Annotated in this window: 18 protein-coding genes and 1 riboswitch; of the genes, 10 read left to right on the top strand and 8 right to left on the bottom strand. The window is 46.4% G+C overall.

The window, feature by feature from the left end:
• Positions 1-30 precede the first annotated feature (30 nt).
• The gene (locus EIM92_RS17060; protein WP_125083680.1) at positions 31-1,263 is read right to left on the bottom strand and encodes a multidrug effflux MFS transporter; all 1,233 of its coding nucleotides are present in this window, start codon (positions 1,261-1,263) and stop codon (positions 31-33) included.
• A gap of 249 nt (positions 1,264-1,512) precedes the next feature.
• On the opposite strand from EIM92_RS17060, the gene EIM92_RS17055 reads away from it, so the two are divergent.
• From EIM92_RS17055 to EIM92_RS17035, 5 genes are all read left to right on the top strand, one after another.
• Positions 1,513-3,198: a glycoside hydrolase family 13 protein gene (locus tag EIM92_RS17055; protein WP_125083678.1), complete on the top strand. Its 1,686-nt coding sequence runs from the start codon at positions 1,513-1,515 to the stop codon at positions 3,196-3,198.
• 59 nt (positions 3,199-3,257) lie between these two features.
• A complete protein-coding gene (locus tag EIM92_RS17050; protein ID WP_125083676.1) occupies positions 3,258-4,175 on the top strand; it encodes an NAD(P)/FAD-dependent oxidoreductase in 918 nt (305 codons plus the stop codon).
• 81 nt (positions 4,176-4,256) lie between these two features.
• Positions 4,257-4,559 (top strand): antibiotic biosynthesis monooxygenase family protein, encoded by a 303-nt coding sequence (locus tag EIM92_RS17045; RefSeq protein ID WP_125083674.1) that lies wholly within the window; start codon positions 4,257-4,259, stop codon positions 4,557-4,559.
• A 17-nt stretch (positions 4,560-4,576) separates the two neighbouring features.
• On the top strand, positions 4,577-5,047 hold the full coding sequence (locus EIM92_RS17040) for a DinB family protein (protein ID WP_125083672.1): 471 nt from the start codon (positions 4,577-4,579) through the stop codon (positions 5,045-5,047).
• Positions 5,048-5,284: 237 nt separating this feature from the next.
• Positions 5,285-5,779, top strand: a complete 495-nt coding sequence (locus tag EIM92_RS17035; RefSeq protein ID WP_164515139.1) for a GNAT family N-acetyltransferase — start codon at positions 5,285-5,287, stop codon at positions 5,777-5,779.
• A gap of 77 nt (positions 5,780-5,856) precedes the next feature.
• On the opposite strand, the gene EIM92_RS17030 is transcribed toward EIM92_RS17035, so the two are convergent.
• A complete protein-coding gene (locus EIM92_RS17030; RefSeq protein ID WP_164515138.1) occupies positions 5,857-6,525 on the bottom strand; it encodes a DUF4339 domain-containing protein in 669 nt (222 codons plus the stop codon).
• A 185-nt stretch (positions 6,526-6,710) separates the two neighbouring features.
• On the opposite strand from EIM92_RS17030, the gene EIM92_RS17025 reads away from it, so the two are divergent.
• Positions 6,711-7,937 (top strand): MFS transporter, encoded by a 1,227-nt coding sequence (locus EIM92_RS17025; protein ID WP_125083665.1) that lies wholly within the window; start codon positions 6,711-6,713, stop codon positions 7,935-7,937.
• A gap of 52 nt (positions 7,938-7,989) precedes the next feature.
• Here the strand turns inward: EIM92_RS17025 and EIM92_RS17020 are convergent, their stop codons facing one another.
• Positions 7,990-8,688: a metal-dependent hydrolase gene (locus EIM92_RS17020; RefSeq protein WP_125083663.1), complete on the bottom strand. Its 699-nt coding sequence runs from the start codon at positions 8,686-8,688 to the stop codon at positions 7,990-7,992.
• Positions 8,689-8,839: 151 nt separating this feature from the next.
• On the opposite strand from EIM92_RS17020, the gene EIM92_RS17015 reads away from it, so the two are divergent.
• A complete protein-coding gene (locus tag EIM92_RS17015) occupies positions 8,840-9,487 on the top strand; it encodes a bifunctional 4-hydroxy-2-oxoglutarate aldolase/2-dehydro-3-deoxy-phosphogluconate aldolase (protein ID WP_125083661.1) in 648 nt (215 codons plus the stop codon).
• 95 nt (positions 9,488-9,582) lie between these two features.
• Here EIM92_RS17015 and EIM92_RS17010 read toward each other — a convergent pair whose 3' ends face one another.
• Both EIM92_RS17010 and EIM92_RS17005 read right to left on the bottom strand, forming a co-directional pair.
• Positions 9,583-11,877 (bottom strand): Ig-like domain-containing protein, encoded by a 2,295-nt coding sequence (locus EIM92_RS17010; protein ID WP_125083659.1) that lies wholly within the window; start codon positions 11,875-11,877, stop codon positions 9,583-9,585.
• Positions 11,878-12,132: 255 nt separating this feature from the next.
• Complete coding sequence (locus EIM92_RS17005; RefSeq protein ID WP_125083658.1) at positions 12,133-13,044, bottom strand: hypothetical protein; 912 nt, start codon at positions 13,042-13,044, stop codon at positions 12,133-12,135.
• Positions 13,045-13,953: 909 nt separating this feature from the next.
• Between EIM92_RS17005 and rpoD the strand changes: the two genes are divergently transcribed.
• Positions 13,954-14,850 (top strand): RNA polymerase sigma factor RpoD, encoded by an 897-nt coding sequence (gene rpoD / locus EIM92_RS17000; protein WP_125083657.1) that lies wholly within the window; start codon positions 13,954-13,956, stop codon positions 14,848-14,850.
• A gap of 89 nt (positions 14,851-14,939) precedes the next feature.
• Here the strand turns inward: rpoD and EIM92_RS16995 are convergent, their stop codons facing one another.
• Positions 14,940-16,073, bottom strand: a complete 1,134-nt coding sequence (locus EIM92_RS16995) for a S1 family peptidase (RefSeq protein WP_246021439.1) — start codon at positions 16,071-16,073, stop codon at positions 14,940-14,942.
• A 136-nt stretch (positions 16,074-16,209) separates the two neighbouring features.
• Positions 16,210-16,270: riboswitch (Fluoride riboswitch) on the top strand.
• Positions 16,271-16,377: 107 nt separating this feature from the next.
• On the opposite strand from EIM92_RS16995, the gene EIM92_RS16990 reads away from it, so the two are divergent.
• Together EIM92_RS16990 and EIM92_RS16985 are read left to right on the top strand one after the other, a co-directional pair.
• A complete protein-coding gene (locus tag EIM92_RS16990; RefSeq protein WP_125085253.1) occupies positions 16,378-17,670 on the top strand; it encodes a voltage-gated chloride channel family protein in 1,293 nt (430 codons plus the stop codon).
• Positions 17,671-17,733: 63 nt separating this feature from the next.
• A complete protein-coding gene (locus EIM92_RS16985) occupies positions 17,734-18,618 on the top strand; it encodes a radical SAM/SPASM domain-containing protein (RefSeq protein WP_125083655.1) in 885 nt (294 codons plus the stop codon).
• 81 nt (positions 18,619-18,699) lie between these two features.
• Here EIM92_RS16985 and EIM92_RS16980 read toward each other — a convergent pair whose 3' ends face one another.
• Together EIM92_RS16980 and EIM92_RS16975 are read right to left on the bottom strand one after the other, a co-directional pair.
• Positions 18,700-19,560 (bottom strand): 1,4-dihydroxy-6-naphtoate synthase, encoded by an 861-nt coding sequence (locus tag EIM92_RS16980; protein ID WP_125085252.1) that lies wholly within the window; start codon positions 19,558-19,560, stop codon positions 18,700-18,702.
• A complete protein-coding gene (locus EIM92_RS16975) occupies positions 19,560-20,255 on the bottom strand; it encodes a futalosine hydrolase (RefSeq protein ID WP_125083654.1) in 696 nt (231 codons plus the stop codon). Before EIM92_RS16975 ends, EIM92_RS16980 begins: the two co-directional genes overlap by 1 nt.
• Positions 20,256-20,284: the final 29 nt, after the last annotated feature.

Raw genomic sequence — 20,284 nt, 5'->3', positions numbered from 1 at the left:
CTAGCTGGTCTTCTATTCTTGCAAATTCATTTATTGTTCCTTAAGTCGGGGGTTGATGAACAGCATATAGCTGCTCACTGCACCAACCTCAGCAATGGCGATGACGATTCCCATTGGTACTGCGGTATGTTCTCCGCCTAGACCTACGAGCGGAGCGACGGTAGCTCCAAGAATGTATGGGACAAGTCCAAGCAGGGCGGAGGCGCTGCCAGCAGCCTTCCCCTGACTTTGCATCGCCAGCGAGAAGCTGGACGTGGAAATAATCCCTACACACGATACGACAAAGAATAAAGGAATAAGTACGGTGATTAGCTCGCCACCCAGCAAAATTGCTGATAGTAAACCTAAGGAGGCTGTCAGTGCCAGTGCTAATCCAAATTGCAGCATCTTAGCTTCCTTAATCCGGCCAGCCAAACGCCCGGTCGTTTGGCTCGCAATGATGATACCGACGCCGTTTGTGGCAAAAATGAGGCTGTACATTTGGGGCGATACATGATACACATTCTGCATGACAAATGAAGATCCGGATATGTAGGCAAACATTGCAGAAGATACAAGTCCTTGCGTTAGGCAAAAGCCGATGAAAAGGCGATCTCCCAGCAGTCTGCGGAAGGTAGTCCATGTTGCGGATAATCCTCCCGACTGTCTGCGTTCTTGGGGAAGCGATTCGGGCAAGCCAAATAATACCGCGATCATCATAACAACACCTATTAAGGACAATACTACGAACACGCCTCTCCAATTCGTAAATTGCAGCAGCTGTCCTCCGAAGATCGGTGCAAGTATTGGCGCAGCTCCGTTTACGAGCATGAGCAGCGAGAAAAATTTTGTCAGCTCTGAGCCAGAGTATAGATCGCGTACGACGGCGCGAGAGATGACAATACCTGCCGCACCGGACAGCCCTTGAAGAAATCGCAGGGCAATGAGCACCCATATCGTTGGCGCGAAGACACATAGTAGCGAGCTGAGCGCATAAAGGCAAAGAGAGATAATGAGCGGTGTACGACGTCCACGGACGTCACTGATCGGTCCAGCAGCTAGTTGACCTAAGGCAAGTCCAAGCAAGCAAGAGGTCAGACTTAGCTGGGTAATAGAAGCCGTAGTGCTGAGTTCCTCAGCGAGCTTAGGCAGCGCAGGCAAATACATATCCAGCGAAAGCGGGCCGAAGGCAGACAAACTGCCAAGAATGAATGCCGCCTTAATCCGTGCCGAAGGCGACAAGGGACGAGGGGATGGTGAATAGTCCCCAGTGAATGATTTCATAGCTGTGCGACATCCTTTCAAGACAATTGCAATAATTGCGTAGTTTAGCGTATAGACGCAGATTATTTCATTATACTATATCAGTGAAAATGGTCAGCAAAAACTTTCAGAAATGATTTTAGCGGTTATATCGAATGTAACGATTGTTTAAAGATATATAGGCAAACCATACAGAGCACGGATTATTTAAAAACTAGACCGCTTAGATGCTCGAAAGAGCTGCACTCGAAAAAGGAGGCAGAATAGGACATGAAGCCGAAGTGGTGGAAAGAGAGCGTAGTATATCAAATTTACCCGGTTAGCTTTAAAGACAGCAACGGCGACGGCATCGGCGATCTCAAAGGGATCATTTCCAAGCTGGATTATTTGCAGGAGCTAGGCGTTAATGTAGTGTGGCTGAGCCCTATTTACAAGTCACCCGGTCATGACAACGGCTATGATATTAGCGATTATTGCGATATTATGGAGCAATTTGGAACGATGGAGGATTTTGATCAGCTCCTCCAGGATATGCATTCCCGAGGGATGAAGCTGATGATGGATTTGGTATTGAACCATACTTCCCACCAGCATGCCTGGTTCCTGGAGTCCCGTCAGTCCAAAGATAATCCGAAGCGGGAATACTATATATGGCGCAAAGGGAAAAACGGAACCCCCCCAAATAATTGGGAGTCGTACTTTAGCGGCTCGGTTTGGGAGTATGATCCACAGACGGATGAGTACTACTTGCATCTATACTCGAAGTATCAACCGGATCTGAATTGGAACAACCCGGTGGTGATCGATGAACTTCACAATATGATTGAATGGTGGCTCAAGAAAGGGGTGGACGGGTTTCGCTTCGATGCGATATCCCATATCGTCAAAGCGGAAGGGCTCCCCGACGCCCATAACCCCTATCAGACAAAAACGGTGCGAGCCTATGAAATGTTCTCTAATCTCGAAAATGTTCATATTCTGCTTCAGAACTTGTATGACAAAGTGCTCTACTACTACGACATAATGACTGTCGGGGAGACATCAGGACTGGGGCCGGAACAAGCGCTTGATTATGTTGGGGACGGTCGAAGAGAGCTGAACATGACATTTCAATTTGAGCATATGTACATGGATGCGGCATCTTCAGGAAGCGGCAAATGGGATGTTGTACCATGGAACTTGTTGGAGTTGAAAAAAATTATCAGCAACTGGCAAACGGTGCTTCACCGCCGGGGCTGGAACGCGAACTACTTTTGCAATCATGACCAGCCGCGATCGGTATCCCGCTTTGGCAATGATACCGTCTATCGCGTACCATCTGCAAAAATGCTGGCTACGTTCATTCACACACTGGAAGGTACGCCTTATATTTATCAGGGCGAAGAAATCGGCATGACCAATATCGCATTTGAGTCGATCGACGATTATCGCGATGTTGAGACGCTGAATTACTATGAGGAACAGCGTGGCAATGGGGTGTCGGAAGAAGAGATTATGCAAGCGATTCATAAGAAAAGCCGCGATAATGCGCGAACCCCGATGCAATGGGATAAAACCGAGCAAGGTGGGTTTACAACGGGAACGCCGTGGATCAAAGTTAATTCCAACTATGTAGAAATTAATGTAGCTCAATCGCTGAAGGATCCTGATTCGATCTTTCATTATTACAAGCAGCTGATCCAGTTACGTAAGCAGCATAAGGTTATTGTTTACGGACAATATAAGCTGCTGCTGCCGCTCCATTCAGAAATTTACGCGTATACGCGAACGCTGGACAGTGAGCAATTGTTGGTCGTATTGAATTTTTTTGATCGTGAGCCGCTATTTGAATTGCCGAAAGAATTATCCAAAGAAGGAATGGAGCTACTGCTTTCGAACTATCCTGTGCAGCAAAATGAGGACTTGTGCAAGCTGAAGCTCCGCCCCTATGAAGCTAGAGTATATTTGACACGTTGATCGAATCCCATGGAGTGAGTGATGACTTCTCCTCCCAATATGAATGGAGATAATAATTCATGGTACAGGATTGCATTATTGTTGGCGGTGGTATCGCGGGGCTGCAGGCCGCGATTCAATTAGGACGTTATTCAACTTACGATGTTCTTGTCATTGATTCCGGCGAAGGAAGATCTACGCTCTGCCGGAATTACCACAACATCCTTGGCTGGCCGCTGGGAATATCGGGAGAGGAATTACGGAAACGAGGAAGAGAGCAGGCGGAAGGCACTGGAATTCGTTTTGTTCAAGATAAGGTGATTACGGCAGCGCGAAGTGATGCTGGAACGATACTGCTCGAAGGGGAATCAGGCATTAAATATGAGGCTGTTACTATTCTGCTGGCAACAGGCGTGAGCGATCGCATCCCCGAGATCCCCGGACTTATCTCTACACTCGGAAGCAGCGTGTACATATGTCCAGATTGCGACGGCTATGAAATTCAAGGCAAGCTGACCGTAGTTATGGGAGCGGGTGATGCGGGCGCCAATATGGCGTTAATTTTGGCGGAACGAACCCGTGAATTGACCTATGTAAATCATGAGGCTTTACCTCTTTCCTCCAAGCTCATGGAACAGCTTCGTATGATGGGAATTTCTTATATTGAGGCTAAAATTACAGAAATACGCCAAGCCTCCGAAGGGCAAATCGAACAGATTGTGCTCGACGATGGAAATGTACTGCTGGCGGAGCGTGGCTTCATTGCTTTTGGCGGTAATTGGGTTCATTCCGAACTGGCTGATCAGCTTGGGGCGAAATTAAGTCCTAACGGGCATGTCAAAAGTAATCCGCGCAGCAAGCAAACGAGCGTGGATAATGTATGGGTTGCCGGTGATGTGGCTTTGCATGCAGAGCAAGTAACCGTTGCGATGGGTGAGGGGTCTATTGCCGCGATTTGGATTCACAAGGCGTTGAGAGAAAGGGCAGGACTAACTTAATAGCCCAGGTCATAAGTATAATGGTATAATAAGGTTATTGGAGCTATTCATGAGCTGACCCAGCTGGTGAGGGGGGAGAGAATGATACTTGAAGTGGCTGAGCTGCACGTGAAGCCGGGTACGATAAATGATTTTGAAAGCAGCTTTCGCCAAGCGTCAAAAATTATATCGGCAATGCCTGGTTATCTCGAGCATGAGCTTCATAAATGCGTGGAAGAGGAGAATAAGTATATTCTTCTCGTCAAATGGCGCTCCATTACGGATCATGAAGTCGGTTTTAGAAAATCCGAACAATACCAAGAGTGGAAAGCATTGCTGCATCATTATTATGATCCATTTCCAAAAGTACAGCATTATGTCCAGATCAAGCAGTATATCGATTAATTTTGGGGAGGAAGCGCATGGGAGAAATTATTTTTAGTCAATTGGAATTTGTCCGCAGTCAGACTTTAAAAATGGTTAGCGCTTTATCGGAGGAGCAAGCAAGTATTGTCCCATCTGGCTTTCGCAATCATATTCTGTGGAACCTCGGTCACATCGCCCTAGTTCATGATGCATTTGCATTTCAGCTTACAGGTCGGCCTTCAATGATTCATGTGCAATATAAAGATTTTTTTGCAAATGGAACTTCTCCCGAGAATTGGACGGGGGACGCTCCAAGGCTTGCTGAAATCATTGAAATTCTTCAGCAGCAGCCTAAGCAAATCGTTTCTCAGCTTTCAGGAAAATTGGAGGAGAGCGTAAGTAAACCATATAAGACATCATCGGGATTTACGCTCGATTCGGTTGAAGGATTTCTGAATTTTAGTCTCTATCATGAGGGCATGCACTTTAGCGTCATTAAAATATATAAGCATTTAATCCAAAGCTAGCCTTCCGGGCTAGCTATTTCTAAGCTTAGAAGTCGCAATGTATGTTAAAATCATATCGAATTGAGCATGCTAAAATAGATGGTTTTGCGCAGATCGTAGACATATATAATGGTGTGATTGCTGCATGTCCTGCTATTGCCTGGGGTGGCCAATTTGGATGAAGTAGTGAGAGAACTTGTGATTATGGTATAAGGGTAGGGAGCGATTAAGCAATATTTCACGATGAGTAAACTGAGGATGAGTACAGAAAAGAGGATTAAAGTAGCCTTGCGTCATTATGAGCAGAAGGATCGAGAGTATTTAGAGAGATTTGAGCTGCCAGAAGGTCAGATCGAGTTCAGTGCCTTGCCTAAGGACGTGCTGGAACTGGCGATTCAAGATCAAGAGCGATATCCTGTGGTGATTATGTATGAGCAAAAAATAGTTGGCTTTTTCATTTTGTACGAAGGGCCGAATATCGCGAGTTTTACCGCAAATACTAGTGCAATGCTTTTGCAGTCTTTTTCGGTCGATTATCGTCACCAGGGTCAGGGTATTGCCAAGGGAGCCATGCTTCAGCTGCCTGAATTTATGAAAAATCAGTTTCCAGGACGGAATGAAATTGTTCTAGGTGTAAATAAACGTAATAAAGCAGCCCAGGCTGTATATTTGGCGGCCGGCTTTCGCGATGGGGGAAGGTTGATTGACGGCCCAATCGGACCACAGCATATTTACCATCTAACGTTAGCTTAAAGCAAAGAGCTGCACCCCTGGCAGATTCACGGCCTGCGGGAACAGCTCTTTTATAATTAGTCTCTCAGACAGGTCATTTAGAACGCTTTGACAAAAGCGGAGATAAAACCAAAAAAGAAGCCGACGACAAAGCTGGTAATGAGAAAAACAATGGCATATGAAGGAAACTGACGTAATCTGTAAGCTCGAATAAACATATAGACCGGTACGATTAAAAACCACCAGATGGGTGTGGTTCGATGGCCTGTGCGTTTAAGTTCATTTTTGTCCAGAGCACAGAACAGGGCATATAATCCTACAGCTGTGACGTTTATAAATAAGATAGTTCCATCAGCCCCAGCGGAGCCGCGAACTGAAAGCCGGAGAAGAGATGCGAGTCCGCAAATTGCGACGATTAACCACATGTATGTATTGTTAGCTTTTTGCATTGAGTACTGCATGGGGGGGACTGCTCCTTCGTAGGCCTGACTTGTATTTATCGAATTTGAATATGTATTATTCTGATACGAGCCGCCATAACCCGCCTGATTATTATGGTTAGTTGCGAACATAATATGGTGGATTAACTCGGTTGATGATAGGGGCGCCCATTCTGCCATCCCTTCGGTCCACACCATAGTGTTGGGCTGCAGTTCTCGGTAAATATTATAGTCTTTTTGCATCTGTCCAATCGTTACCGGCCCCTTGATGATGTCTTGATATACATAGTACCAAGGTACCGGACTTGTGTTATAGTTGTACCCCATAAATATCATCCTGCCTTTTAATGAAGATTTGAAAAATATAGCATAATAACCTCAATAGTATCATGAATTCAAATTGAAGTAACGAATTCGATGAAGTTATTATGCGAAAAAAGTCATTATTTGCTATTATTGATCCATAATAAATGAGGAAAGAAAAATAATCGAATGCGTAGGAGTGGGAGAAAATGAGCTTATTGGGGACGATCCGGAACCCTAAGCAGCGTAAGCTGTTGATGAGCGCCGGGCTGAGCTGGATGTTCGATGCGATGGATGTCGGTATTCTGTCATTCATTATCGCTGATTTAAGTTTGAAATGGCAACTATCTCCGCAGCAAACCGGACTGTTTACAAGTATTAACTCGATCGGCATGGCGTTTGGAGCAGCCATCGCCGGTTTCATGGCTGACAGGTACGGTAGAAAATCGGTTCTCCTTTGGACTTTATTGATTTTCTCTGTAGCGACAGGCTTATCGGCAGCGGCAACAGGATTCGCCATTCTGTGCGTCCTGCGTTTCATTGCAGGATTTGGCTTGGGAGGGGAACTGCCGGTAGCCTCTACGCTTGTTTCGGAATCGGTGCCGTCCAAGGATCGGGGAAGAGCTGTCGTGCTGCTGGAAAGCTTTTGGGCGGCAGGCTGGATTGCTTCGGCATTGATCGCTTACTTCGTCATTCCGAAATACGGTTGGCAAGCGGCTTTTATCATCGGCGGTTTACCTGCTTTATATGCCCTTTATTTGCGCAGAGCGATTGAAGATCCACCGCGGTTTACGAAACAGTCTGTTCAGAATGGCAGGAGTTCAATTTCTTTCAGCCAGCGGTTCAAATCGGTGTGGGCCAAGCCTCACCGCCGGTCAACGGTAATGCTGTGGCTGCTGTGGTTTACAGTCGTTTTTTCCTATTACGGGATGTTTTTGTGGCTGCCTTCGGTTATGCTCATCAAGGGGTTTAGTCTGGTGAAGAGCTTCGAATACGTTCTCATTATGACGCTTGCCCAGCTTCCCGGCTATTTTACAGCCGCCTATTTTATTGAGAAGTTTGGCAGAAAGTTTGTTCTCGTTCTGTATTTGGTGTTCACAGCGGTCAGTGCCGCTTGGTTTGGATTGGCCACGACAGAAGGTTCCTTAATCGCTGCTGGAATATGCTTATCGTTTTTTAATCTCGGCGCATGGGGAGGAATGTATGCCTATACACCAGAGCTCTATCCAACGAGCGTTCGCTCGACGGGGGTGGGACTGGCAGCATCATTTGGGCGTGTTGGCGGGATCATTGCACCGTATATGGTAGGGATGCTCGTTGCAAGGCATTATGAGGTCGGATATATTTTTGGCATATTCTTTGTGACTATACTTATTGGAGCAGCAGCAGTATTATGGCTGGGTGTAGAGACTAAAGGTAAAGAGCTGCAGGATTAGCCAGCATAGCAAAGCCCCTTCTCCCGGTATGGGAACAGGGGCTTTGCACTCATTATAAGCTTAATTGATGGTGATGAAGATCTTCGCCCGGCTTGAGGGCATGTCCTGTGATGCCAATTTTATTTAACTCGCTGACGAATAAATCGCCATCCTGGCGGATCAGATCGAAGGTGTTATAATGAATGGGCACGACATGGCGAGCGCTGATCCACTCTGCGGCAGTTAAAGCATCCTCGGGTCCCATCGTAAAGAAGTCGCCGATCGGAATAAAGGCCAGGTCGACTTTGTGCCTTGTGCCAATGAGCTGCAAATCAGTGAATAACGCCGTATCTCCAGCGTGATAAACGGTAAACCCCTTCAGTTCGAGCAGGATCCCCGCAGGATTTCCGAGATAAATGTTCGTTCCGTCCACTTGCACGGAGGAGCTATGCAGAGCTGGCGTAAATTTCAATTTACCAAACGGAAAGGAGCAGGAGCCTCCGAGATTCATGCCGACCGTCTCAAGCCCCTTGGCTGCAAAAAAGTCCGCTAATTCCACGATGGCAATGATCGGGCATTGGTTGCCCTTCGCAATGATTTCCGCATCGCCAATATGGTCGGAATGGCCATGGGTTAGTAGCACGTAATCAGCCTTAATATCTTCAGCTGAAACCGTGGCGACCGGGTTGCCCGTCAGGAACGGGTCAATGATCAGTTTGTATTCGCCTGTGTCGATGTGAACGGAGGAATGTCCTAGGTAGGTCAGCTTCATAATTAATCACCTCAATGAACATAGTTGACATACTACTAAATTATAACTGACTTGGGCGTCCGAGTCACATTTTGCTAATGAAGGACAGGGACTATTTAATGATTGAATTCGTGAATGTAACATGCTACGTTTTGAAGAAGGGGTGAAAAGAATGAGTATGACTTTTGAACAGTTGAAGAGAGAGAGAATCATTGCTATTCTTCGCCATATTCCGAAGAACCGGGCAGATGGGTTGATTGAGGCTCTGGCTAATGCTGGAGTCGTATTTGTAGAAGCAACTTTAAATAGTGACGGCGCTTTAGCGATGATCTCACGCTGGCGTGAACGATATGGCGAGAAAATGCGCATCGGAGCTGGCACGGTGCTTGATTTGAATATGGCAAAGGAAGCGATTTCGGCGGGAGCAGAATATTTAATAGCCCCGAATTTGGACGAATCTGTAGTGAACTATGCTCGTCAACAATCGACAGACGTCTACCCGGGGGCAATGACGCCAACTGAAATCGTCCAGGCCTGGAATGCTGGTGCTACTGCGGTAAAAGTATTCCCCATGGCTTCGTTAGGGCTTGATTACTTACGGGAGGTTCGTGCGCCGCTCAGCCATATTCCCATGGTGGCGACGGGAGGCGTTCGGCTAAATAATATTCATGAGTTTCTTCAGATAGGGGCGGTGGCAGTAGGGCTTGGCGGCAGTATCGTCAATATGTCACTGATTAAGGAAGGCCGATTTGAAGAGATTGAACGCAATGCAGCTAAGCTTGTACAGGCAGCAAAGCTTGTGGGGAAGTATGATCAGTGATGTCGTACATAAATGGTGACCATAGCAAACTCCCATGGATGCAGATCCATAGGAGCTTGTTGTTTGACTCTAAATTGAAATGGATAGCCAATTACTTATAAAGTTGACCAGCTTACAGCAGCCGTTCGCGGATCGTCGTATGCCGTTGCCCAGTAATAGTCGCCGGCCAGTACGCGCTGCGGCCAAAATCCGACTTCACCGGAAGCCATGGGTAAGGTTTCAGAATGGGCGAACATGACACCGCTTGCGTCCGGAGCAAGCTCTACATATTTACCTCCATTCATTGTAAATCTTCCATATACTCGGGCTATGATTTCTTCTCCTGTCTCGTAATCGCATACTTTTAATGTTACTTTCGAGCGTATACCGTCATGAATGATATTCATCTCGCTAATTATCATTGGGCGAAGCGTGGTGCTGAAGGTCGTCGCTGAAGCCGTTTCCGAAGCGGGACCGACATTACCGCTGATATCTTTGGCCGCAATCTTATAATAATAAGTCGTATCAGGCAGCAGACCGCGATCCTTATAGGTCAAGTTGCGTGATTGACCGGCGACGTTCGACGCATCGGGCTGAAAATCCGGGGTGGTGCTTCGGTAAATTACGTATTCCTCCACATCGGAGTCGTCAAAGGCTCTGCCATAACTGAGATTAATACTCTGGTAGTCAAAGGGGGTGGCAGTAGGATTTACACTGACGCCGGTTGGCGGTGTAACGTCTTCTGATGTTACTGTCCACATCGCACCATCAGGACCCCATGCTGACGGCAGCCAGCGGATCGAATCATAATGATGCATCGCAATTCCTCCGAAGGCAGAGTTGCCGTTAAACCAGGCATACACTTTGTCTAACTCACTTTCCATATGAGCGCGGCCTTCCTCACGGAAGGTGATCGACTCTGGATCACCACTGTTAGCGATATCCAGCGTCTCGACGCCGATGATGACGGAATTGGGTTTACCAATCAGATTGGCATAATCGATTTCACCCTGTGCGTGAGCGATAATTCCGGCACTTCCTTCAGCTGAATCCCGATAATCCATAATTGTAATATAATCGCTCATGTCCTGAATGTGTTCAGACAGCCATTTCGTTTGACCATTCCAGGTTATATCCTTCGCAGGTTCATTGCTGTCAAACCATCTTGGAATCGCTGGCCCAAAGGGCAAGGGGATACCTGCAGTATCTCTTCGAGCTATTAACTGTTCCATAATATCAAGATACTGAAGCTGTACCGACGGTTTTTGTAGTCTGAAATCAGGTAAAATGTACGGCTCTATATCTACATTGACACCATCGAATTGTTCATGTGGAGAAGAAGATAAATTGTAGTTAATGACCTTCTCCATTTCTCGAATCGCAAGCTCGTGATATGGCGTTAACGCTCCAAAATAGGGAGGTACCGTCCCTCCTGCGATGCAGGCGTGAACTTTATAACCGTTATCGTGGGCCCAAGCCATGAAATCACGTACTCTGTCGGGTTCCTCCTCGAGAATATCGACGCCTCCATAGGGGAATACGCCCAGATAGAAGGTCGTCACCGACTCAGAGTCAAAGGTGCTCGTATCATCCGCAAATGCTTTAAGTGCAGTACGTGAGCCAGGATTAAGGAATAGGTTATAAGCGGCCTTTTCCCAAATCCATATGGCTCGATCCTGAGGCTCTAAAATGATTTCTTGCGGCATAACTTCCCCGTTCTTAACATATACAGTCAAGCTTCGGCCGATATTTCCGAATGCGTCGGTAGCTCTCGCCTCAATGCTCGAAGTTTGATTCAGGGCGTTTTCCGCATCCCAATTATACTCATAATGCTCATATACAGCTTCTGCAACACTCCAGGGACCGCCATTAATTCTGACTTCGACGGTTTGTATCGGGTTGATGGCATAGACGGATAATGTAACGGGTATTTGTCCTTCGACCTGAGCACCGTCAAAAGGCTGATCAATACGGACGAGAGGGGGGGAGGCAGAGGGATTAGCGATATTAATCCATTTGGTTGGGGTTGTTACTCCGTATCTCGATTCTGAATTTAGACCGCGGGCTACGAGGCTGATTTCACCATGATACTGACTTGTATCCAGTTCAGTATGCCATGTGCCCGTCTCGGTTCCGCTTAGATTGTTCATGTGTGTATCTAACTGTTCACGTCCATTTACAATTAGTTTGATATCGTAGATGTTCGTATAATGACCCGAAATGACCACTATTCCCGAATTGACTTGCTGACCATCGTTGTGCGAGTCTATTGTAAGTTGTGAATTGGCTCGCACGATTGGAAGTTCCTGTAATGGAGAAAGTGACACAGCACCGACGATGAGCATCATGACCAACCATTTGGACAGCAAGGAGAGAACGCGCGCTTTCCAGCAGCTACCATGATAAGACATCGTAAATCCCTCTCTTTCCGCGGGATCAACACCGCTGCTATATTTGTAAACGTTTACATACTCATTGTAGCGGCTGAAAAATTAGAAGAGCAATAGCCTTTAATTGACCGTATTTATAAGTAGTGAATTTTATCATAGCCAAAATGCCTTTTGTATGAATAGTGGACTAAAAAAGCTCTCTCCGTCTTTAGAAAGTTGGTCATTCTAAAATTAGAGAGAGCTTGTAAGGGGCTGCTATTATATTGCTAATTTGCTTTAAGGCTTGTTGCGGTTAGCCAGATCCATCATTCCGACAAGATCGTGTATGGCAATCCCTGCAAAGGAAGGGTAGTTTCTACCGAGTTGGTCTAAATACAGCAGTTGTTCATTCATATAATCATATCCTTCCTCATAGAAGGAAACATGATCACCTTCGGAGGAGTATTTGGTCTCTACGCCGGTATATATGTGCTTGCATAAATTCCCGGCTTCTTCCAATTCCTGCTTCGCGAGATCAAGAATAGCTGAAGCGCTATTACGATATGACATCAGTGTTACTGAATCGTATTTGGAGATCATCCAGGAGCTCAGAGACATTTCCGAGTCGCTTGCCGTATAATTATCTAACCAGAAAGGGAGATCACCAGCGATAGGAAGTTCTAATTTAGTGGATTCTTCTACGAGATACATAACATTGGATTGCCATTGTTTAATAACGTTATTCGTATCGATTCTCCATTCGGGCAGAAGATGTGGCTCAATGTCTACGTGTATGCCTGTAAATCGCTCTTCTTCCGCAGCTGCCAGTTGATATTTATCAATCCAATCTATGAAGCTTGTCAACTGTGAGCGGTTGGCTCTCAAAGCCCAATCCGCCGCTCCGTTTAAGGCGTGAACCTGAATGCCGAGCGCGTTCGCTTTGGAGATAAAATTTTTGTAATGAGGGATGTCGACCTTTGTACTGATTTGTAGATATATGAAACGGATGCCTTCTGAGGCAGAAAAGGAGAGAAGCTCTTCTGTCTGAGTTTCGATTAACTTAGTATGCCACAGCCAAGTTGCTTTTGGTATTTTGTCTGTTGCTTTAGCTTTTATTGTCGATGGGGAACTTATAGGCCCGAATATGATTATACTGCTAACGAGTAGGAAAAAAAGACGTCGGAGAGAGGGAATGTAGGGTAAGCTCATGATGTTCAGCTCCTTTAAAAATAAAATATTCACAAAAACAGGACTTTGGTGGCGAGAGGATTAAATTATTTCATAATACGCTGCTGGCTCTAGGCCCTACCTCCTGTTTTTTCTATACCACATGAAATTTTCATAAAAGAAATGTTATATTTGCACTATATCATATAATCAAGTACTATTGTCGTATTTTGTCATAGGTCTTTAGTGTGTTTTTCGATAAAATTTGATTTAATATTCAATTCATTAGTAATGAATTCACTTTTAATATTGTCTTTTGTTGAAAGGATTAGGAAGGTAGACATCTTAGAAGCATATGGTAAAGAGTCTGCTTAACTTAAAATGAACATATTATGAAAGTTATTTTACCGATTCGATGTAAGCGGTTACAAATAAAAAGGAAAGCTCCGGATGAAATATTTGCCAGGGTTATCGTTTCAAAAACATTTAATTGGTTTAATTAATATTAAAATTTTAGATAGTAGGCCGTAGGAACCGCTAAAATAAAAGGAGCAGATAAGGCCTTCAAATGTTCATCACATTGAGTGAGGGATATATAAAAGGACTTGGCTAATGATGAAGGCATTTGGCTGAATCGGGATAAGAGGACTGGGGGAAGGGAGAGTTCATTTTAATGGAGGAGCAGGCCAAAGAGTATGGCTTAATTCGCTGATCCTAAAATAGTCCTTCATTAAAAAACGCCGACCCTTTAGGGATCAGCGTTATTTGCATCAAATAAACAAAACAAAAGATGTTTGATTAATTATTATTTTTATGTTAAAATGACGGATAGTCAACAAACAGTAAATCATTTTAGGATCGCTTTTATAATAGCATAAAAGATGGCAATTGTCAAACGAAAAATACATCAAGATAAGTTGTATTTCATTTTCATGGGTGGGGGTCTGAATCGTGACAGAGGATTTGAAGCTTCATACTGAATCAGAATATACAGATGACCTGACGTTACCGCCAGGTATAAAGATTGATGATCCTGTACGCATGTACTTGAAGGAGATTGGCAGGGTTCCGCTATTGTCAGCGGAGGAAGAAATCGAACTGGCCAAGCGAATAGAGCAAGGAGACGAGGAAGCCAAACGCAGACTGGCAGAAGCTAATCTGCGACTCGTTGTAAGTATTGCCCGCCGTTATGTAGGTAGGGGAATGGTGTTCCTGGACCTGATTCAGGAAGGGAACATGGGACTCATAAAAGCCGTGGAGAAATTTGATTTCAAAAAAGGCTTTAAGTTTAGTACGTATGCCACATGGTGGATACGTCAGGCTATAACTAGAGCGATAGCCGACCAGGCCAGAACGATACGTATTCCGGTTCATATGGTAGAAACGATTAACAAGCTGATCCGCATTTCACGTCAGCTTCTTCAGGAAATCGGCCGAGAGCCGACTCCGGAGGAAATTGCCAAGGAAATGGAGTTGACGCCGGAAAAAGTTCGTGAAATTATGAAGATCGCCCAAGAGCCGGTATCTTTGGAAACCCCCATTGGGGAAGAGAATGACTCTAACTTAGGCGATTTCATTGAGGATCACGACGCATTGGCTCCAGCGGAAGCCGCGGCGTACGAGCTGCTGAAGGAGCAGCTCGAGGAAGTGCTTGATACGCTGACTGAGCGGGAGGAAAACGTACTTCGCTTGCGCTTCGGAATGGATGACGGACGGACGCGGACACTTGAAGAGGTGGGTAAAGAGTTTGGTGTTACCCGGGAACGGATCAGACAAATTGAAGCTAAGGCTCTTCGCAAGCTGAGGCATCCAAGCCGCAGCAAACGTTTGAAGGATTTTATGGAATAATATAATTTTTCGAGTTTGCTATAACCAAAAAGGGGAGTTTCTTCTTGATAGATATCAAGAGAGACTCCCCTTTCGTTATGCTAAATTATTCAAGGACATCCAAGCGCACGGATTGGTTTGATCGCCCGCAGTAATTTAGGGGTTAAAGGCTGCGTAAACAAGTAATTCCGCTTCAGGCAGCGCCGAGGACGCAGTGTCCTGCGCTGTCTTCTCTTGTGGTGTTTTCTTTTGTGTTGTTTTCTATGATGAGGGGGAAGGGGCACCCGCGTACCGAATACTTGCATAAACCATTCAATGGGATAGGAAATCGACAAGAAACCATCGGCAGAGCCGGCGAAGTTGACCGCGGCAGCCAAATTCCCTTTACGGGTCAACCAGACAGATCCTGAGTCTCCGCTTAAGGAGACAGGCTTTTTTCCGCGAATGACACTTTGATCTTTGAAGGTAATTGTCCCTAAGCCGCCATATGAACCATACCCGACGCGAACATCGGTATGAATCGATTCTACCCGACCTGTCGCAACACCAGTCGTACGGCCAACCTTCTTGAATCGCTCTCCAATCCGATAGGAGCGCAGATGACCAGGGACAGTTCCGAAGACCGCATAACGAGTACCGAGTAGTGATCGCCGCAGCGGTTTAGCTATAGCGGCATCGATATAATTATTGTTTTGTCTGCTTAACCTTACAAATCGATACAGCTGTCCAATACGGTCTTTGCTCACTGTACCGCCGTCAGCGCCGCCTGGTTGTAGCGTAGTAGAGCAACGATTGGTGTTCTCATTAACGAGAACATGGTTGTTGCTGAGGATATAACGGTTCTTGCCGCAATTACCCTTGGTTACTATCAATCCGGCTGTACCAGAGGCATTTGGGGTACCTATGCTGTATCCTGCGATCACGGGCCGGATTCGTGTAGCGAACCGCTGGCTTTGAGGGCTGACATGTTTAATAAAGCTGGTCGACCGAATGATTCGCAGGGGTACACCTGTTTTTTTTTGAATTTGTGCAGGGCGCAGAGGCTTTCGTTTGCCCCTTGCATTGCTTAATTGTACGGTAGTAGCTAGAGCACTGGCGTAGAGGATGATTGCAGCCCCTTTCTTGGGACGGCGCGGATCGCATAACCCTACGCCAATGCCGTGTATGCCGCGTTGTTTTAACCATTGGGCAGAGAGCTGCTTTTTGACCTGATAGGCCTTACGAAAACTTGCCAAAAGAATCACCTTTTCATTTGTTTGATTCATCATATGCTTATACTGGGGATTAGTTTACGTGGGTATGGATTGTCCAGCTATCTAAACTTTGCAATGATTGACGTCTGACATGCTATTGAGATACAATGATCTCAATATAATTATGATCGATGAAGGCGATGGAGTTCGCCAGAACCGCCGGAAAGGCTGATGACTCCTACCAGTGCTTATTTGCTTTTGCGCTGGTAGGAGTTTTTGTTCATTGCCAGTTAAACGGCCAGGAGGATTTAAGTTGAAACCTAATCATGAACCGCCACCTAGCAATAATAAAAGCATGAAGAAAATGAATTGGGTCTATGAAGCTAAGATCATGGCTGCTTATCCTGGTTCATTTCTGAAGTGGGTTATACTTGGCAGCATGGTCGGACTACTTACAGGCAGCGCATCTGCAATTTTTCTGATTAGCCTGGATGCCGTCACGCAATGGCAAAATGCGCAGCCCTGGATGCTATGGCTTCTGCCGATCGGAGGAGCGTTAGTCAGTTATGTATATATGAAGTGGGGCAAACGCAGCATCCAGGGCAATAATCTGATTTTGGAACAAATCCAGAGTGGGGACGAGCGAATTCCTTTGCGTATGGCTCCACTTGTACTTTTTGGGACTTTGGCAACACATTTGCTCGGTGGCTCTGCCGGTCGGGAAGGAACTGCTGTGCAGATGGGCGGTAGTTTAGCGGATGGGATCAGCAGGATTATCAAGCTGGATACGGTGGATCGCCGAATATTATTGATGTGCGGAGTTAGTGGAGGATTCGGCTCGGTATTTGGAACACCTCTGGCGGGAGCGATGTTTGGATTAGAGGTAGCCGTGCTCGGATTAATCAGCTATCGTGCACTCGTCCCATGTTTCGCGGCGAGCTTTGTGGGGCATTTAGTAGCGACGGAGCTGTGGGGAGTGCAGCACCATATTTATGATATAGGACAAATTCCCGTCTTATCTGGGATAGTATTGCTCAAGGTTATGATCGCTTCGATTTTATTTGGATTGACTAGTTTTATGTTCAGTGAGCTGACTCATTTTTTAAAAAGGGCGTTTACCCGCGTATTTGCAAATCCTGTACTAAAGAGTGCAGTCGGTGGTTGCCTAATTATCGTTATGGTCTATCTCACAGGAACCCGGGAATATTTGGGGCTTGGCCTGCCTTTAATCTCCAATTCTTTTGATCAAGATGTGGCACCATTCGCCTTTTTAGGCAAGCTGTTATTTACTTCTGTAACGCTAGGCTCAGGATTTCAGGGGGGTGAGGTGACGCCGCTATTCGCTATTGGAGCGAGCCTCGGGCATACTCTTTCCGGATGGCTTCATTTAAATGCTCCTTTTCTTGCCGCCCTTGGATTTATCGCCGTTTTCTGCGGGGCAGCCAACACGCCTATCGCTTGTTTTATAATGGGTATTGAGCTGTTCGGTTCGGAGGGAGCGCTTTATTTGTTCCTTGCCTGCCTAGTCAGCTATGTATTCTCCGGTCACAGCGGCATCTATAGCTCGCAGCAAATCGGCGTTTCCAAAAGTCGACTTTCGAACATTGCACCAGGTACAAGATTGGTCAACCGAAAAAACAAGAAATGAGAAGGTGGAAGATGGGTATGATCACGATACGAAAATATAATAGACAAGTAGGAATAAGATAAAATGAAAAAATTCAAAAAATTCTATATTGAAACGACCAGCATTTGCAATTTGGCCTGTAGCTTTTGTCCGCCGACCGAACGGAAAGCACAGTTTATTAAAGTTGACGATTTCGAAAAGGTATTAGACGAAGTAAAGCCGCACACGGACTATATTTATTTTCATGTCAAGGGTGAACCGCTGCTGCACCCCAAGATCGACACCTTGCTGGACTTAAGCCATGATAAGGGATTTAAGGTAAATATCACAACGAATGGAACTTTGATTCGAAAAGCTTGGCCGAAAATCATCAATAAGCCTGCCCTGAGACAAATAAACTTTTCTTTGCACAGCTTTGATGGCCATGAGGGTTCTTCTGATCGCGAGGGTTATATTGAGAGTATTCTAGCCTTTGTTAGAGAAGCGGTTAGTACCTCAGATTTGATAGTATCATTCCGGTTATGGAATTTGGATAAGAATAACGAGACCAATTTACAGCGTAGTCGCAACAGGGCTACCTTGGAGTTGATTGAGCAGGAATTTGGTCTGGATTATTCAATTGAGGAAAGAGTCGTTCCCGGCGGCGGAATTAAACTGGCCGAACGAATTTACTTAAATCAGGATCATGAATTTGATTGGCCGGATTTGAGAGCGGAGGAGGACGACGGCCATGGTTTCTGCCATGCTCTGCGAAATCAAGCTGGCATCCTTGTCGATGGCACTGTCATCCCGTGCTGTCTAGATGGGGAAGGGGTTATCAATTTGGGAAATGTGTATGAGACTCCGTTTTCCGAAATTATTGAAGGTGAGCGGGCCAATCGATTGTACGATGGCTTCTCACGTAGAATGGCGGTCGAAGAGCTTTGCCGCAAATGCGGTTATCGGAAGAGATTTGGCGGCAAGTCATAGCTGAGTAGCAACTTTAAAATAGCCGATTCGGCGTAAAGGCGAGTATGCCAGTACGTTCGGATCGGCTATTTGGCCTGTTGTCTAGCGGAGGAGGCCCGGAGCTATGCCTGGCACGAGTTCCTCATCGGCTGCGCGGCCGAGTAGAGCCGTAACGGCAGCGTAGCCATCCTCGCCCAAGTTCTCCGTGTATTGGTTTACATACAGGTTAATATGCGCATCAGTCACTTCTGGGGACATTTCCTGCGCATGACTCATAACGTATTGCCGGGATGCGTCGGGATGCGCCCAGGCGTATTGCACCGATTGCCGCGTCCATCGTTCAATGGAATTCAAATCGAGGGAACGCCGAGCGATAATTGCCCCAAGCGGAATAGGCAGGCCGGTATCTTCCTCCCACCAGCTGCCAAGATCGCGCATCAGGCTTAAGCCGTAGGCTGGATAAGTAAAGCGAGCTTCATGGATGACAAGACCTGCATCCACTTTACCGTCCCTAACAGCCGGCATGATTTGGTCGAAGGGAAGCACGACAATTTCACCAATTCCGCCAGGTACTGCTTGGGCCGCCCATAATCGAAATAATAGATAGGCTGTTGAGCGCTCACTAGGGACGGCAATGGTTCGTCCGGACAGGTAAGCTGGATCGTGGGCTGCCGTATTTGCTGCTGATATACTAGCTGGTTCTCCAGAGATAAGCACTAGAGGTCCGCAGCCGCGGCCAAGTGCCCCACCGCAAGGAATTAATGCGTACTCGTCAAGTACCCAAGGGAGAGCGGCGTAAGAGATCTTTAATACGTCAGGCCCTTTGCCGCTTGCGGCAAGTCCGTTTGTAATATCGATATCTGCGTAGGTGATATCCAGCTTGGGTGCGCCGGGGATTAAGCCATGAGCCCAGGCGTGAAATACGAACGTGTCATTTGGACAGGGGGAATAAGCGATCTTCATCATTGCACAACCTCCGGTAATAAGGAGCAAACTTGCTCCAAGGCAGATAAGGCATCGTTAATTTTCCATAACTCTCGTTGGCGTGGGCCAACTGGATTCGAGATGGCTCTAATTTCAAGCACGGGAAGCTGGTGAAGATGCGCTGCAAGTGCTACACCATATCCCTCCATCGCTTCTGCTGCAGCCCCTGGTATACGGTGGCTGAGCGACTCGGCTGTTTCTGCCGTGCCCGTCACAGTAGATAACGTCAGTATTGGCCCAGTGCAGACCGGGATGTTGGTTCCGGCCACGGCTTGTTTTAAGCGTTCGGACAAGGGAGCGTCGGCTTTAAGTTGAGAGGAGCCGAAGCCGAGCTTGTCCAAACTGAGGAAACCATCTGGGGACTCGGCGCCCAAATCCGCGGCGATGATATCCGTGGCAATGACGATGGAGCCGATATCTGCTATGCCATGGAAGCCGCCTCCAATGCCTGCACTAATCACTAGATCGTAGGCTACTGTATTAGTGGATGAAGCTAAAATCGCCGTTGTATTGATTGCGGACGCAATCGGGCCGACGCCTGCTAGCTGAACCTCAAAGCCGTCGGCACCGTTTAAGCCGCGTAGAACCGCTTCCCGTTCCGCTTCAACGGCAGTCATAATAAGTATGCGGGGAGAGCAGGAAGTACTGGATAACGATTCATTCTCATAATTCATGCTGTGAGCCACTCCTTCAGGTACAACAA

Source organism: Paenibacillus lentus (genome assembly GCF_003931855.1).
Lineage (GTDB): Bacteria > Bacillota > Bacilli > Paenibacillales > Paenibacillaceae > Fontibacillus > Fontibacillus lentus.
This window is presented reverse-complemented; position numbering and strand designations above follow the sequence as displayed.

Bases quoted from the DNA above. Each gene is read 5' to 3' on its own strand.
- EIM92_RS17060 (WP_125083680.1), bottom strand. From the start codon at position 1,263: ATGAAATCATTCACTGGGGACTATTCACCATCCCCTCGTCCCTTGTCG.
- EIM92_RS17055 (WP_125083678.1), top strand. From the start codon at position 1,513: ATGAAGCCGAAGTGGTGGAAAGAGAGCGTAGTATATCAAATTTACCCG.
- EIM92_RS17050 (WP_125083676.1), top strand. From the start codon at position 3,258: ATGGTACAGGATTGCATTATTGTTGGCGGTGGTATCGCGGGGCTGCAG.
- EIM92_RS17045 (WP_125083674.1), top strand. From the start codon at position 4,257: ATGATACTTGAAGTGGCTGAGCTGCACGTGAAGCCGGGTACGATAAAT.
- EIM92_RS17040 (WP_125083672.1), top strand. From the start codon at position 4,577: ATGGGAGAAATTATTTTTAGTCAATTGGAATTTGTCCGCAGTCAGACT.
- EIM92_RS17035 (WP_164515139.1), top strand. From the start codon at position 5,285: ATGAGTACAGAAAAGAGGATTAAAGTAGCCTTGCGTCATTATGAGCAG.
- EIM92_RS17030 (WP_164515138.1), bottom strand. From the start codon at position 6,525: ATGGGGTACAACTATAACACAAGTCCGGTACCTTGGTACTATGTATAT.
- EIM92_RS17025 (WP_125083665.1), top strand. From the start codon at position 6,711: ATGAGCTTATTGGGGACGATCCGGAACCCTAAGCAGCGTAAGCTGTTG.
- EIM92_RS17020 (WP_125083663.1), bottom strand. From the start codon at position 8,688: ATGAAGCTGACCTACCTAGGACATTCCTCCGTTCACATCGACACAGGC.
- EIM92_RS17015 (WP_125083661.1), top strand. From the start codon at position 8,840: ATGAGTATGACTTTTGAACAGTTGAAGAGAGAGAGAATCATTGCTATT.
- EIM92_RS17010 (WP_125083659.1), bottom strand. From the start codon at position 11,877: ATGTCTTATCATGGTAGCTGCTGGAAAGCGCGCGTTCTCTCCTTGCTG.
- EIM92_RS17005 (WP_125083658.1), bottom strand. From the start codon at position 13,044: ATGAGCTTACCCTACATTCCCTCTCTCCGACGTCTTTTTTTCCTACTC.
- EIM92_RS16990 (WP_125085253.1), top strand. From the start codon at position 16,378: ATGAAGAAAATGAATTGGGTCTATGAAGCTAAGATCATGGCTGCTTAT.
- EIM92_RS16985 (WP_125083655.1), top strand. From the start codon at position 17,734: ATGAAAAAATTCAAAAAATTCTATATTGAAACGACCAGCATTTGCAAT.
- EIM92_RS16980 (WP_125085252.1), bottom strand. From the start codon at position 19,560: ATGAAGATCGCTTATTCCCCCTGTCCAAATGACACGTTCGTATTTCAC.
- EIM92_RS16975 (WP_125083654.1), bottom strand. From the start codon at position 20,255: ATGAATTATGAGAATGAATCGTTATCCAGTACTTCCTGCTCTCCCCGC.